Source organism: Streptomyces sp. 1331.2 (assembly GCF_900199205.1).
GTDB lineage: Bacteria > Actinomycetota > Actinomycetes > Streptomycetales > Streptomycetaceae > Kitasatospora.
Map to the genome: position 1 here is coordinate 187,227 of NZ_OBMJ01000001.1, position 14,721 is coordinate 201,947.

At 73.1% G+C, this 14,721-nt stretch carries 10 protein-coding genes; 3 read left to right on the plus strand and 7 right to left on the minus strand.

The annotated features are described in order from the left end of the window. Positions 1–264 precede the first annotated feature (264 nt). Positions 265–2,253, plus strand: a complete 1,989-nt coding sequence (locus tag CRP52_RS00920; protein WP_257032980.1) for an APC family permease — start codon at positions 265–267, stop codon at positions 2,251–2,253. A gap of 189 nt (positions 2,254–2,442) precedes the next feature. Here CRP52_RS00920 and CRP52_RS00925 read toward each other — a convergent pair whose 3' ends face one another. Further along, positions 2,443–4,170: a thiamine pyrophosphate-dependent enzyme gene (locus tag CRP52_RS00925; protein ID WP_097234597.1), complete on the minus strand. Its 1,728-nt coding sequence runs from the start codon at positions 4,168–4,170 to the stop codon at positions 2,443–2,445. A gap of 19 nt (positions 4,171–4,189) precedes the next feature. Then, on the minus strand, positions 4,190–5,761 hold the full coding sequence (locus CRP52_RS00930; RefSeq protein ID WP_257032981.1) for an FMN-binding glutamate synthase family protein: 1,572 nt from the start codon (positions 5,759–5,761) through the stop codon (positions 4,190–4,192). A 140-nt stretch (positions 5,762–5,901) separates the two neighbouring features. Here CRP52_RS00930 and CRP52_RS00935 point away from each other — a divergent pair, with 140 nt between their 5' ends. Both CRP52_RS00935 and CRP52_RS00940 read left to right on the plus strand, forming a co-directional pair. After that, positions 5,902–6,072 carry a hydrophobic protein gene (locus CRP52_RS00935; protein WP_097234598.1) on the plus strand — a complete coding sequence of 57 codons (171 nt, stop codon included), beginning with the start codon at positions 5,902–5,904 and terminating at the stop codon, positions 6,070–6,072. Positions 6,073–6,294: 222 nt separating this feature from the next. Next, positions 6,295–8,382 carry a trehalose-6-phosphate synthase gene (locus CRP52_RS00940; protein WP_097234599.1) on the plus strand — a complete coding sequence of 696 codons (2,088 nt, stop codon included), beginning with the start codon at positions 6,295–6,297 and terminating at the stop codon, positions 8,380–8,382. Between the two features lie 314 nt (positions 8,383–8,696). Here CRP52_RS00940 and CRP52_RS00945 read toward each other — a convergent pair whose 3' ends face one another. From CRP52_RS00945 to CRP52_RS00965, 5 genes are all read right to left on the minus strand, one after another. Further along, complete coding sequence (locus CRP52_RS00945; RefSeq protein ID WP_097234600.1) at positions 8,697–9,920, minus strand: IS4 family transposase; 1,224 nt, start codon at positions 9,918–9,920, stop codon at positions 8,697–8,699. 75 nt (positions 9,921–9,995) lie between these two features. Then, positions 9,996–10,466: a hypothetical protein gene (locus tag CRP52_RS00950; protein ID WP_097234601.1), complete on the minus strand. Its 471-nt coding sequence runs from the start codon at positions 10,464–10,466 to the stop codon at positions 9,996–9,998. A 4-nt stretch (positions 10,467–10,470) separates the two neighbouring features. Further along, positions 10,471–10,887 carry a hypothetical protein gene (locus CRP52_RS00955; protein WP_097234602.1) on the minus strand — a complete coding sequence of 139 codons (417 nt, stop codon included), beginning with the start codon at positions 10,885–10,887 and terminating at the stop codon, positions 10,471–10,473. A 251-nt stretch (positions 10,888–11,138) separates the two neighbouring features. Continuing rightward, positions 11,139–13,010, minus strand: a complete 1,872-nt coding sequence (locus tag CRP52_RS00960) for an FG-GAP-like repeat-containing protein (RefSeq protein ID WP_179852639.1) — start codon at positions 13,008–13,010, stop codon at positions 11,139–11,141. 229 nt (positions 13,011–13,239) lie between these two features. Next, positions 13,240–14,463, minus strand: a complete 1,224-nt coding sequence (locus CRP52_RS00965) for an ROK family transcriptional regulator (protein ID WP_097234604.1) — start codon at positions 14,461–14,463, stop codon at positions 13,240–13,242. Positions 14,464–14,721: the final 258 nt, after the last annotated feature.

Consider the following 14,721-nt stretch of genomic DNA (forward strand, 5'->3'; position numbering starts at 1 on the left):
GCTCCGGCTCGTCGAACGCACCGGTGCCGCAGGCCTGTTGGCCCCGGGGCGCTCCCGTCGCCGCAGGTCCGGACCCACGGCGGAAGCACGTCGGCGCGGGACCCCGCGACTGTCAGGCATGCTCCACGCTGCCCGGGGCATGCGGCCGGGGGACGCCCGACCGGACGTCGCAGCTGTCGGTCGCAGGAGGATCGGGTGACTGTCGAGGGACGGACGCGGACGGGCGACCGGCAGGCCGCAGCGGCCGCGGAGGTACCGGAACGCATCGGCTACCGCATCAAGCGGCTGCTGCTGGGGCCGCCCCTGGTCACGGCGCGCCTACGGGACGAGAAGCTCTCCAAACCGGTCGCGCTCGGCGTGCTCGCACCGGACTGCATCAGCTCCAGCGCGTACGGCACGGAGCAGATGCTCACCCAGCTGGTTCCGGTCGTGGGAGTGGCGGGGTTCACCCTCGTCATGCCGGTGACGGGGGTCATCCTCGCGCTGCTGGTCCTGCTCACGTTGTCCTACCGCGACGTGGTCATGACCTACACCCGTGCCGGTGGCTCGTACGTGGTGGCGCGGGAGAACTTCGGCCCCCGCACCGCACAGGTCGCCGCGGTCGCCCTGTTGATCGACTACATCGTCACGGTGGCCGTGCAGACGGCCGCCGGCACCGACGCGCTCTCCTCCATGCTGCGGTTGCTCTTCCGCATCGACATCGGCGCGGACAAGCTGTGGATCACCGTAGGAGTCCTCTGCCTGCTCTGTTACGGGAACCTGCGGGGCGTCCGGGAGGCGGGCAGGGCCTTCTCGGTACCGACCTATCTGTTCGTCCTCACTGCCGGCCTGACCGTCCTGGTGGGCCTGGGACGGCTGGCCGCCGGCGACCTGCCGAGGCTGAGCGAGGGCGACCTGCACGCCGACGGAGCCGTACCCCTGGGCACACCGGGCGGCGGTCTGCTGATGGGCGCCTCGTTGTTCGTCCTGCTCCGCGCCTTCGCCAACGGCGGGTCGTCGCTCACCGGCCTGGAGGCGATCTCCAACGGAGTCGGCGCCTTCCGCGAGCCGCAGGGAGACAACGCCCGCCGAACGCTGGTGATCATGAGCGTGATCCTCGGCGGGCTCGTCCTGGGCGTGTCGGCACTCGCCTGGCAGACGCACGCGATCCCGTACGTCTCCGGGAGCCCGACCGTCCTGGCCCAGGAAGCGCACCTGGTGTTCGGTCGAAGCGTCCTGGGACAGGCGATGTTCGCCGCGGTCCAGGTGGCCACCGCGCTCGTCCTCTACACCGGGGCGAACACCTCCTTCAACGGGTTCCCCTTCCTGGCCAGTTTCGTCGCGGACGACTCCTTCCTTCCCCGGAGCCTGACCCGCAGGGGCCACAGGCTCGCGTTCTCCAACGGGATCCTGGTGCTCACGGCCGTCTCGCTCGTCCTGCTGCTCGTGACCCGCGGCAACGTCACCGAACTCGTCTCGCTGTACGCGATCGGCGTCTTCACCGGTTTCGTCATGGCGACCGCCGGTCTGGCCAAGCACCACTGGCAGCGCCGGGAGGAGCACCGTCTCCTGAAGACCGCCGTGAACGCGGCTGCCGCGACCGCCTCCGCCGCCGTGGTCGTCGTCTTCGCCGTCACGAAGTTCACCGAGGGCGCCTGGGTCGTCGTGATCCTCTTCCCCCTCGGCGTGTGGGGCCTGATCCGCACCAACGAGCGCTACCGCACCGAGCGAACCGCTCTGGAAGCGGCACCCGCCACCGCGACCACCGCGACCCGCTCACGCCACGTGGTGATGCTCCTGGTCGACCGGCTCGACCTCGCGGTCCTCGCCGCTCTGAGCTACGCCCACACCTTGCGTCCCGCGCGACTGCGCGCCGTGCACGTGGCCCTGGACACGGCCGGGGCCAAGCAGCTCCGGCGGGCCTGGGCGTCCAACCAGGCCGCGGACGTGCCGCTGGACCTGGTGGAGTGTCCGGACCGCCGGCTGCACCACGCCATCGCCCGGCACGCCGTCGAGGCCACCGCCGACGGGCGCACCCAGGTCACGCTGCTCATCCCGCGCCGCTCCTACGGTCCCGTCGTGGGACGGCTGCTGCACGCCCGCAGCGGGGACTCCATCGCCCACGCCGTGAGTCGCCTTCCCCACGTCGTTGCCACGATCGTGCCCTTCGACGCCTCCGCGGCCATCGCGGAACACCGGCGACGGAGCCGTCCGCGCGACCGCGGCATAGCGGAGGAGGCGGCTCCTGCACGTCGCAGCCCGGTGGCGCGGTGACGAGGGACCGGGCCCGCTGCACGGCGGTCCGCGCTGGTCGGCGCCTCCGGGCTCGGGCGCGGACGGCCTGATCATGACCCGGCCGAGCAGCGCGCTGTCTTGACCCCGCCCGTGGCGGCCGGTCGTGCCCTGGCCCGGAGGCGAACAGCCGCGTGCCCCGGGGCGAAGGGCCGCCCCGGGGGCCGACCGTCAGCCGTCGTGGCTGCGCAGCGTCTCCTTGACCTTGGCGATCGCGAAGCCCCACCCCTGCTCGACGGTCGGCTTGCCCGGAACCGCGAGTTCCCGGGGGTTGGTCAGGACGTCGAGCACCACCGGGCCCGGCGTCTCGAACGCCCGTCGCACGCCGTCGAGCACTTCGGAGGGGCGGGTGACCCGGATGCCGGTCAGGCCGAGCGCGGTGGCGACCGCGGCGAAGTCCGGGTTGTCCAACTCCGTGCCGAACTCCGGGAGCCCGGCCTGCTCCTGCTCCAGCTTGACCATGCCGAGGCGGCGGTTGTCGAACACCACGAGCTTCACCGGGAGCCGGTGGGTCCTGATCGTCATCAGGTCGCCGAGGAGCATGCTCAGGCCGCCGTCACCGCAGAACGCCACGACCTGCCGGTCGGGGGCCCAGAGCTGCGCGCCGATGGCTTGGGGCATGGCGTTGGCCATCGAGCCGAGGTTGTACGACCCCAGCAGCCGCCGGCGGCCGCGCATGGTCACGAACCGGGACAGCCAGACGGTCGCCATGCCGGTGTCGGAGGTGAAGACGGCGTCGTCGCTCGCACGGTCATTCACGGCGGCGGCCAGGGCCTCCGGGCGCACGTCGTGGCCCCGGTTGTCCAGCGCGCTGCGCAGGCGGCCGAGCAGGTGGTGGTCGTGCTCGGGGTCCGCCAGGCGCCGCTGGCCGGCGGTCCACTCCTCGAAGCGCTCCCGGGCCGCTTCGAGGTGGACGCGGTCCGTGCTGGGCCTGAGGTGCGGCAGGAGCGCCCGGAGGGTGGCCGCGGTGTCGCCTGCCAGTCCCACGTCCACGGGTACCCGGCGGCCCAGGTTGCGTTCGAGGAGGTCGATCTGGACGACCTTGCGGCCGGTGGGATACCAGTCGCGGTAGGGGAAGTCCGTGCCGAGCATGATCAGGGTGTCGCAGGCGTCCAGCGCTCCGGCGGCGGCGGGGTTGCCGATCAGGCCGGTCTGTCCGACCTGGTAGGGGTTGTCCGCTTCGAAGCCCTCCTTGGCCTTCAGGGTGAGGACCATCGGTGCGGACAGACGCTCGGCGAGTGCCAGCACCTCTGCGCGGGCGTCCCGGGCGCCCCGGCCGACCAGGAGGGTCACCCGGTCGGCGGCGTTGACGAGGTCGGCGGCATCCCGGATGCCGGCGTCGTCTGCGCGGGTGACCGGGCGGACCCGCGGGAAGTGGGCAGGGCGGTCATCCGTCAGCTCCCGGTCGCCGAGGTCGCCGGGGACCGTCAGCACTGCCACGCCGCGCTCGCTGATCGCGCAGCGGACGGCGGTCTCCAGCATCCTCGGCAGTTGGTCCGGCGAGGTCACGGTCGCCCGGAAGACCGCGACGTCCCGGAACAGCAGGTCGTTGTCGACTTCCTGGAAGTAGTCGCTGCCCAGCTCCGCGGAAGGGACCTGTCCGGCGATGGCGAGCAGCGGGGTCCGGCTCTTGGCCGCGTCGTACAGTCCGTTGAGCAGGTGCACCGATCCGGGGCCGACGGTACCCATGCACACGCCCAGGGTGCCGGACAGCTGGGACTGGGCGCCGGCCGCGAAGGCCGCGGCCTCCTCGTGGCGGCAGCCGATCCAGTCCAGGTCCTCGGTCGTGCGGATGGCCTCGGTCAGCGGGTTCAGGGCGTCGCCGACGACGCCGAACACATGGCGCACCCCCAGCTCCTGCAGGGCGTCGACGATCACGCGGGCGACGGTACGTGCCACGGGGCTTCCCTTCGAAGTGTCAGACGGTGAACCGGTCGGGGTGGGCGGCCTCCCAGTCGCGCGCCCAGGGAGCGGGAGGGTCATGGAGCAGCTGCCCCGGTTCCAGCCAGGGATGGAGGTCCGCGTAGGAGCGGACGGTCTGCGGGTCGATGCGGCGCTGGAGCATGTGCGGGCGCAGCTGCGAGGGGTCGTCGACCCCCATCGCGGCCATGATCTGCAGGGCGCTCCTGACGGTGGCCTCCTGGTAGCGCCGCACCCGCTGGGACTTGTCCCCCACGTGCAGGGCGCGGGCCCGGCGCGGGTCCTGGGTGGCCACGCCGACCGGGCAGGTGTTGGTGTGGCAGCGCTGGGCCTGGATGCAGCCGACGGCGAACATCATGGCCCGGGCGGCGTTGGTGTAGTCGGCTCCCTGGATCAACCGCTTCACCAGGTCGCTCCCGGTGGCCACCTTGCCGCTGGCGCCGATCCGGATCCGGTCCCGCAGACCGGTGCCGACCAGTGCGTTGTGCACCGTCATCAGCCCCTCGGTGAGCGGCATTCCGACGTGGTCGGCGAACTCCAGCGGGGCGGCGCCGGTCCCGCCCTCCGCTCCGTCGACGATGACGAAGTCCGGTGTCGCCCCCTCCTCCAGCATGGCCTTGCAGACCGCGAGGAACTGGCGGCGCGACCCGACGCAGAGCTTGAACCCGGTCGGCTTGCCGTTCGCCAGCCCTCGCATCCGGCCGATGAAGCGGACCAGTTCGCGCGGGGTGGAGAAGACCCGGTGGTAGGGCGGGGAGACCACGGTCCTCCCCTGCGGGACACCGCGCACCCGCGCGATCCGGGCGTCGACCTTGGAACCGGGCAGCACTCCGCCAATGCCGGGTTTGGCGCCCTGGCTGAGCTTCAGGGAGACGCACTTGACCTGCGGGTGCGCCGCCTTCTCGGCGAACTGGCCGGGGTCGAAGTCCCCGTCCTCGGTGCGGCAGCCGAAGTAGCCGGTGCCGATCTCCCACACCAGGTCCCCGCCGGGCCGCAGGTGGTACTCGGACAGCCCGCCCTCACCGGTGTCGTGGGCGAAACCGCCCAGCGCCGCACCGGTGTTCAGAGCCAGCACCGCGTTGGCCGACAGCGAGCCGAAGCTCATCGCGGACACGTTGAGCAGCGCCATCGCGTACGGCTGGGAGCAGTCGGGACCGCCCACCCGCACCCTGGGCAGGCGGTGCGGCACCGCGACGGGGGCCATCGACGGCACCAGGAACTCGCGCCCGCTCCCGTACAGGTCCAGCTCCGTGCCGAAGGGCTCCTCCGCGTCCGTCCCCTTGGCCCGCTCGTAGACGATGCTGCGGGTGTCGCGGTCGAAGGGGCGCCCGTCCACGTTGCGTTCGACGAAGTACTGCTGGACCTCGGGCCGGATGCCCTCCAGCGCGAACCGCAGACGGCCGATGACCGGGTAGTTCCGCAGGATCGCATGCCGGGTCTGCAGCAGGTCCTTCGACGCCAGCACCGTCACCACCAGCAAGGGCACGGCCGCGCACCACCACCACGGGGACCCGAACAAGGCCGCGGCCGTGGCGGCGGCCGCTCCACCGACCGGCCCGGCAATCCACAGGAATCTCAGCACAGCGGCCGTCTAACCCCGAACGCCGCCGGCAATCAGGCGAGTTGCGTGCACGGGGCGGAGAGGATTCCGCTGAATACGTCGGACGCGACGGGGCAGTCGGTGTGCTGACACTGACTACGGAGGTCGAGATGGTTCCCCTTTTCCTCGTTTTTCTGCTGGCTCTGCTTCTCTTCGGTGCCGGCTTCGCACTGAAGGCCCTGTGGTGGGTGGCGGTCGTGGTCCTGGTGGTCTGGCTGCTCGGATTCCTGCTCCGCAGCACCGGCGCTTCCGGCAGCCGGGGCCGCTGGTACCGCTGGTGAACGACCCTGCCGTGCAGGCAGGGCGGGCCGGACGGGGGTGGGCACACACCGTGGTGTGTGCCCACCCCCGTCCGGCCGTGTTCACGGACTGCCGGGCCGGCCCTAAACCTCGACCGCGGGTAGCACCCGTGCTCGGCGGCCTCACCGCCCTCAACGCACACACAACCTCCCGGCTGAGGTGAACACTTCACCACACTGAGCGATCGTGTTAGCGTCCGTCGGATGTCGAGGATTCTGGTCACCGATCTGGACGGCACCTTGCTCGGCGGCGCCCCGGAGGACCGGCGCCGACTGCGGGACGCGCTGAACCGTCATCCCGAGGTGACCGTGGTGTTCGCCACCGGCCGCGGACTGACGTCGATCCGCAAGGTCCTGCGGGACCCGCTCGTCCCGAGGCCCCGGTGGATCATCGCGGATGTCGGCGCCACCGTCCTCGACGGCACCGACTTCTCCACCGTCGAGCCGCTGCAGGAACAGTTGCGTGCCGGCTGGCCCGGTCCGGAGCGCGTCCGGGCCGCATTACGCCGCTTCCCCGGGCTCACCTACCAGCACGGCGTCATCCAGGACGGCCGCTGCTCGTTCCACCTGGCCCCCGAACACCTCACCGGTGAGCTCACCGCGGCGGTGGAGGCGCTCGGCTGCGGCTGGACCTACTCCGCGGACCGCTTCTTCGACGTCCTGCCGCCGACCGCCTCCAAGGGCGGCGCACTGCGGGCCCTGGCCGACAAACTGGACTGGTCGGCCAAGGCGATCCTGGTCGCCGGGGACTCCCTCAACGACCTGTCACTGTTCCGCCTCGGCACCCACGGGGTGGTCGTCGCAGGGGGCGAGCCCGCGCTGCTCGCGGCGGTGGCCGACGATCCCCTGATCCACCGCCCGCACCAGCAGGGCGCAGCCGGCATCCTCGCGGCTCTCCGAACACTGGGCTGGGTCGCCACGGTCCGTCCCGAGCCCGGGCCCCGCCCCTCACTCGTGGTCGGATACCACCGCCCGCCGCTTCGCTGGGCCGGCGACAGCTGGCAGCCGCCCACCAGCCCCAACGGCATCCTGCCCACCCTGACCAGTGCCTTCACCGGCGGCCTGCCGGGCGGCATCTGGGTCACCGCCCGGCCCGGCGGTCATCCCGAGGCCGCCCGCGAGCAGTCCGCCGGCCCGCCGCTGTCCCTCGTACCGCTCACCACCGCCGAGTGGAGCGGCTACTTCCACCACGCCTGCAAGGAAATCCTCTGGCCGGTCCTGATGTCCGAACCGGGCCGCTCGGTGTTCGACGACCGCGCCTGGGCCGAGTACCGCACCGTCAACGCACGGTTCGCCGACCACATCGGCACCTTGGCCGCCCCGGGAGCAACCGTCTGGCTGCACGACTACAACCTCTGGCTGGTCCCCGGCCTCCTGCGCACGGCCCGTCCCGACCTGCGCACCGGACTGTTCCACCACACCCCCTTCCCTCCCGCGGACGTCTTCGCCACCCTGCCGGTCGCCGCCGAACTGCGCGCATCCCTGGCCTGTCTGGACTGGGCCGGCTTCCACACCACCGCCTTCGCCGACCACTTCCGCCACGCCCTCACCGGCCTGCCCCACCCGCCACGGATCCAGGTCTGCCCACTCGGCGTCGACCGCCCCGCCATCGAAGCCCTCGCACGCACCCGCACACCGCCACCCCGATCCGGCACCGGACGCCTGGTGCTGTCCGTCGAACGCCTCGACTACGCCAAAGCCCCGGTGCAGAAGGTCGACGCCATCGCCCGACTCCTGGCACAGCGGCCCGACCTGCGCGAACGGCTGACCTTCCGGCTCGTCTGCCCGCCGCCCGAGCCCGGTCTCACCGCCTACGACACCACTCGCGCTCTGCTCGAACAGCGCATCGACGAGGTCAACGACGCGTGGCAGACGCCGGATTGGCGCCCGGTGGACTATCTCCCCCGAAGTCTCTCCTTCGCCGAGGTCGTCGACGAGTACCTGGCCGCCGACGTGCTCTGGGTGACCTCGCTGCAGGACGGTATGAACCTGACGGCCAAGGAGTTCGTCGCCGCCCAAGCCGCCCTCCCCTCCCGCCACGCAGCCGGCCCGGGCGTGCTGGTGCTCTCCCGCCACGCCGGCGCCGCCGCCGAGCTCGGCGACGCCGCGCTCCTCACCGACCCCCGCTCCCCGGACGACCTCACCGCCGTCCTCGCCAAGGCCCTCGCCCTCACCCCGACCGAACGCCGCACCCGCATGCACCGCCTCGCCACCCTCCTCGGCCACGAACGCCCCGCCGACTGGGCGACCCGGATCATCCACGCGATCCGCCGCCCCGATCCCGCGTCCTGACCGACCCCGACCGGACGGACGACGGCCTCCGCAACCTCCCGCTCGGGTGCAGGTGAAGCTGCGCGGCCGGATCGGAGCTTTCCAGCCTGCGGCAGGCCGCCGTCAGGGAGCGGCCGCGGCGCTGCGCCGGACAGGCCCTAGGGGCAATGCCAGTGACTTAGGTTGTGTCCGCTCTGGTGATCGTGATGGTTGCGGGGGTTGGTGGTGGCCAGTCGTGCTGTTGGGCGCGTTTGAGGGGCCAGTTGGACATCTTGCGTTTGATGACGCGGGGGCAGGTCCGTTGACGGCGCGGGGGTAGGAGGCGTTCGGTGATCTCAGCCAGGGTGCGGTTCAGCGCCCTGGTGAGTCTGCCGGGGGGAAAGCGCCGCCTGGGCGGGGACCTGGCGGCGCACGACCCGCAGACTGCGGGTGAAGGACAAGCGGTCGGGGTCCACGCCCTCATGCAGGGCGGCTTGGTGCATGAGTTGTCGGATGGCGTGGTGGACGAGCAGGAGGCCGTAGACCTCCTGCTCGACGCCCCACGGGTACTTCGAGCGCAGGACGAGTTTGGGTCCGCGCTGGTGGGTCTTGATCTCGTCCAGGGTGGTCTCGATCTCCCAGCGCTGGACGTAGAGCGCGGCCAACTCGGCGGCCGGTGCCTCCTCGGGGTCGAGGAGAGTGGTGATCAGGCGGTAGACGGTGCCATCACCGGTGGAGGCGAGGGTGTATTCGACGACCCGGACGGTCACCGGGTTGCGGCGACTCCTTCTGTCCGGTTCGGCGTGCACCGTGCTGAGGTACGAGCCGTCGCTGAGCACGCGCACGACGGGCAGGTTCGCGCTCTTGCGCACGCGCCACAGCAGGTCCGCGCCGGTGGCCCGTGCGTGCTGCCACAGCTCGAAGCCGTAGAAGCCCCGGTCGGCCAGCAGCAGCATCCCCTCGCGAAGCCGGTCGAACAGCTGCCGGGACAGGGACTGCTCGCTCGCCGACAGCGGACCGGTGACGGCGGCGAACACCGCGTGGGTGCCGCACTCGGCCAGCCCCACCACCCTGGCCTGCGGGAACGCGCTCGCTCCGCGTCCCGACACATGGCGGCCGAAGAAGGCGTCGTTGGCCTCGGTGTCCGCCAGGTCCAGCGTGGTGCCGTCCACCGCGACCAGGCGCCAGCGCCGGTACCAGGCCCCCGCTGTCCCGGGCACCGCCATCGGCCGACACACCCGCGCGAACAGCAACCGCAACGGCTCTGGACCCAGCCGCCGACGGGCCCGGCCGATCGCGGCGGTCGTGGGCACCCGCCACGACCGCCGCCCGTCCCCGAGCCCCTCGCCCAGCACCCGGGCGACCTCTTCATAGCCCTGCCCGAAGAACAGGCACATCGCCAGCACGAAGTACACGACCACCCGCGCCGGCAACAACCGGCTGCGTTTCTCGCCCCGCCCGGTCTCCGCGATCACCTCATCCACCAGACCCGGCGGAAACGCCCGGGTCAACACCCCGATCGCGATCCGGTCCGACAACCGCTCACCCGCAGGCGACTTGACCTGTCCCACCCTCGCCACACCACAACCAACGAGACAGGGACACCAAAGTCACTGGCATTGGCCCTAGGGGTCCTCGCCGTCCAGGCGCGCGGCTCAGGCGTGGGCCGGAACGCCCGCCCATCGGCCGCCGGGCCGGGCCGGCGGATTCTCGGGCTCCGGGACCGCCCCGGGGACGTCCTCATCGAGCCCTCCTGCCGCGAGGACGGTCCGGCTCACCGCCGTGTGCAGGTCGGCCACCGTTCGCGGCGCCTCGGTCGCGTGGACTGCGATGCGCGCGAACGGAGAAGGCCGGCGCAGGTCGATGCTCACCACGACGTCCGTGAACGGGTGCAGGGCCACGAAGTCCCGGCCGCCGGGATGCCGCCACACCCCCAGGCACAGCCTGCCGGGGATCAGCAGGCCGCTCTCGCGTACTCCGCGGACAACCCTCCACGGCTGCCTGGTGGTCGTGACCTTCTCCACCGCCGTCAGCGGCACCCGCAGCGGCCCCGACCGCGTCACGAGCCGTTCCCACCAGCGCAGCCGGACCACCAGGTCCGCACCTTCGACCGTCACCCTCGCCATCGCCTCACACCCCCTCTCCCGCGTCGGCGTCGACCTTCCCCCAGTCGCCGTCCGCATCGGGTGCTTCGAGCTGCGCGGGCTGGGTGTGGGCCCGTGCGTCGAGCGGCGGCGCACCGTGCCGCTCCGGCCGGTGACCCGTAGCGTCGGCAATCGGTTGACGCGGTGTGCCGACCGGGCCCGGCGGCGTCGGAATCGGCCGGCGGGCGAGAATGCGTCCCACCCAGCGGCGCCCGCACCCGGGGCAGGGCGGCGCTCCCTGGGGGGTGTAGGGCGAGTCCACGGCTGTGCCGTCGCGGGAGAAGTACTCCCAGTCCCGTCCGTCGTCATCGCGGTAGTGCTGGACGTCGTAGTCCATGCTCCATTGGTGCCAGCAGTGGCCGCAGGTGAACTCCACGCGCTCCAGTGCCAGTTCCGTGATCACTGTCGACACCTCCTTCGTCGACGCGCTTCCTCGATCGACTCGGGCAACCGCTGCGGCGGCACGGCATCCGGTCGGCCGCCGAACGGCACCCCATCAGTCCGTATACCTCCACATGGGTCGTCGACACAACCGCAGAACGACTGCGTCGAGGCGGGCGTGACAGCGCCTACCGACCGGTACGCCCGTCCTGCATCGCACTGGGCACCAGGGCCGGTCCGCCCTGCGGCAGCGGGTGGAAGACCCTTCGGCGGCTACAGCGTCGCGCACTGGCGGGTGCGCGGGCCGGTGACGGTGTTGGGGGTGCCCGCGGTGGTGGGCGGTGGAGTGTTGCCGACGCAGTGGAGCGCGCCGGTGATGGTGTTGCCCGCGATCTCCGTGCCGCCCAGGTTGCCGGTCAGCACCGTCGGGCCGCCGATCCGGTTGGCGGTGCAGCCCTGCTCGGGCGCGCCGACCAGGACCGGGCCGGTGGTGCCGGCGATCCGCAGGCCGCCGTCGACCGTGTTCCCGCACAGCTCGACGCCGGACGCGTCCTGCGCGTTCAGGCCGCCGTCGATCGTCGAGTCGGCGGCGAACAGGGCTGCGCCGGGTGCTACCTGGACCACTCCGGTTCGGGCGCCGACCAGGCAGGTGCTCGGGCCGGTGGCGAGGACGGGGCCGGTGGCGCCGGTGATCGTCCGTTCGCAGGTCACCCGATGCTCCAGTGTCTCCAGCGGGCCGGGCAGGTAGCTGCCGTCGCCGGAGTAGCGGGCGGTGACGGTGTGCGTGCCGGGCCGCGGCCGGTTCCAGCCCAGCTGCGCCTGCGCACAGCCGGAGCCGCCGCCGGGGGCGAGGGCGGCGGTGCCCAGCTCCCGGTCGCCGTCGGCGAAGCTGACGGTGCCGGTGGGCACCGGCCCGGCGGTGGCCGGGCAGACGGTGTCGGTCAGGGCGACCGGGCTGCCGTACGCCGAGGGGTTCGGCGTGGCGGCGAGGGTGGTGGTGACCAGGGCCCGATGCGTGTTCAGCAGGACCGACACGGTGTCGTCCAGGCCGTGGCTGACGGCCACGTCGAGCCGGCCGCTGCCGGTGAACCGGCCGACCGCGACCGCGTCCGGGCTGGAGAAGTGGCCGTTGCCGGTGGGGTAGAAGTCCGGGGGCTGGAAGGTGCCGTCGCCGTTGCCGCGCAGCAGCGCGAGGGCGTTGGCGCCGTTGGCCACGACCAGGTCGAGCCGGCCGCTGCCGGTGAAGTCGCCGACCGCGACCGATCCGGGAAGCCGGCCCGCCGGGTAGAAGACGTTCGGCTGGAAGGTGCCGTCCCCGTTGCCGAGCAGGACCCGGACCCCGTCCTCGTCGTCGGTGGCCACCAGGTCGGGCCGGCCGTCGCCGTTGAAGTCGCCGACGGCGAGCGCGTACGGCACGCCGCCGACTCGGACGTCGGTGCGCGGGCCGAGGGTGCCGTCCCCGTTGCCGAGGAACACCGAGACCGAGCTGATGCCGTCGTCGGCGACGGCCAGGTCGAGCCGCCCGTCGCCGTCGAAGTCGGACAGGACGATCGAGGCCGGGTTGGAGTCGGTGCCCGTCGGATAGCCGGCCGGGGGCTGGAAGGTGCCGTCGCCGTTGCCGAGCAGCAGGTCGACCCGCTGCTCGCCGAGGACGCCGACGGCCAGGTCGGGCCGGCCGTCGCCGTTGAAGTCGCCGACGGCGACGGCGTCCGGATGGGTTCCGGTGGAGAAGCCGCGCGGGGCCTGGAAGGTGCCGTCGCCGTTGCCGCGGAGCACGGAGACGCCGCTGGTGCCCTGGTTGGTGGTCACCAGGTCCGCCCGGCCGTCGCCGTCGAGGTCGGCCACCGTGATCGCCGTCGGGCCCGGACCGGTCGGGAAGGTGGCCTGCGGGGCGAAGGTGCCGTCGCCGTTGCCGAGCAGGACCGAGACGGTGTCCGCCTCGCCGTTGGGCACCGCCAGGCCGAGCCGGCCGCTGCCGGTGAAGTCGCCCACCGCGACGCCGCGCGGGCTGTGCCCGACCGGGTAGACCACCTGCGGCGCGAAGACGTCACCGGCCGCCGCCGCGCTGCCCGGCAGGGCCACCACCGTGCTCAAAGCCACCAGCCCGGCCGCCAGGACCGTCCGTGCCACGCTCAGCCCGCGCATCCGCATCACTCCTGTTCCCCGGGGCGCCGCCGCCCGTCGCCGCTCGCCGGGCCGATGGTCACCCGGCCTCCGACGGCGCCCGGGCAGCGACACTCCGGGGTCGCCGGATCGGGTGGCCGACGCTGGTCGGGGCCCGACCGGTCCCCGGGCAGTCCGACGAGGACGAGGATCTGATCCGGGACGCCCTGGGCGCTCTCGACGCCTGAGCCCGTCCGGCACCCGGCACCCGTCAGCGCAGCACCGCGGTCCGGCGCTCGAACACCTCGGGGCGGGCGGTCTCCAGCGCTGTGGAGACCGCGCCGAGGAGTACGGCGTCCTCCCCCAGGAGGCTCGGCGCGAGCGTCGGACGCATCGGGGCGAGCCGGTGCAGGGCCTGCTCCAGCGGCTCCAGGAGCAGGTCCGCACTGCCGCCGATCCCGCCGCCCAGCACCACCAGGTCCGGGTCCAGCACGGCGGACAGCACGGCGACGGCGTAGGCGAGTTGCCCGGCCTCCCGCTCCACCGCCCGGACCGCCGCGGGCTCCCCGGCGCGGGCCCGTGCGAAGACCTGTTTCGCCGTCAGCTGCCGGGCGGCGCCCTCCGAGCCGAGCCCGAAGTCCCGGGCGGAGCGCACCACGGCGTCCGCGGCGGCCTCCTCCTCGATCGTCCCGGTCGGCTCACCGGCGCGGGCGGGCAGCGGCACCAGGCCGATCTCGCCCAGCGCGCCGTGCGCACCGAGCAGCAGCTCGCCGTCCTTCACCACCCCCAGCCCGAGGCCGGTGCCGACCAGCAGGTAGGCGAACATCCGGCTGCCCCGCCCGGCCCCCAGGGTGTACTCGCCGAGCGCGGCTAGGTTGGCGTCGTTGGCCACCGACACGGCCGTCCCCAGCCCCTCCCCGATCCGGTCGAACAGCCCAGGCCGGCCCCAGCCGGGCAGGCTGTCGGCGTAGCGCACCCCGCGCCGCTCCTCGTCCCACACGCCCGGGGTGCCGATCACCGCGTGCACGACGTCGCCGGCGGCCAGGCCCGCTTCGGCCGTCGCCTCGTGCGCGGCGGCGACCACGGCGTCCGCGACGGCGTTCGCCGAGCGCCCTCGGTTGGCCACGTCCCGGCGGGCGAGGACCGTCCCGGCGAGGTCCGCGACGGCCACCCGCAGCCTGGCCCGGCCGATGTCCACGCCGAGCACGTGCCCGGCGGTCGGGTCGACCTCGTACAGCACGGCGGTACGGCCGCGCTCGGGGGCCAGCCGTCCGGCCTCGCGGACCAGCCCGGCCTGTTCCAGGGCGGCCAGCGCGGCCGAGACGGTCGGCTTGGACAGGCCGGTGTCCCGGGCCAGCTGGGCGCGTGAGGAGCCGCCGCCGGTGCGCAGCAGCTCCAGCAGCAGCCACTCGTTGTTGCTCCGCAGCCGCTGCCGGTTCCAGGGCACCGCGGGGGCCCCGGCCGCCGGGCGACTGGTCGGCTGGTTGGGGCTCATCGGTCTTCCTCCGGTCTGGCTGCTCACGGACGTCTCCGGCTCGGGCCGGACTCGGGGCGGACGTGGGTCCGGCACGGGGCCGCGCGGGGCCGGCACGGCCTGCGGCGTCCGGTGTCGGGCGCCGCCGCCCAAGTATGACCGGTGATCATCCGCCGTCCGCCCGCCGGTTCCGGACCGCTTCGCAGTGCGTCGTCCGGACGCCCGCCGCACCCCGCACGGGCCTTCGCCGCCCACCGCGCACCGACCGCGGTGCGGCTC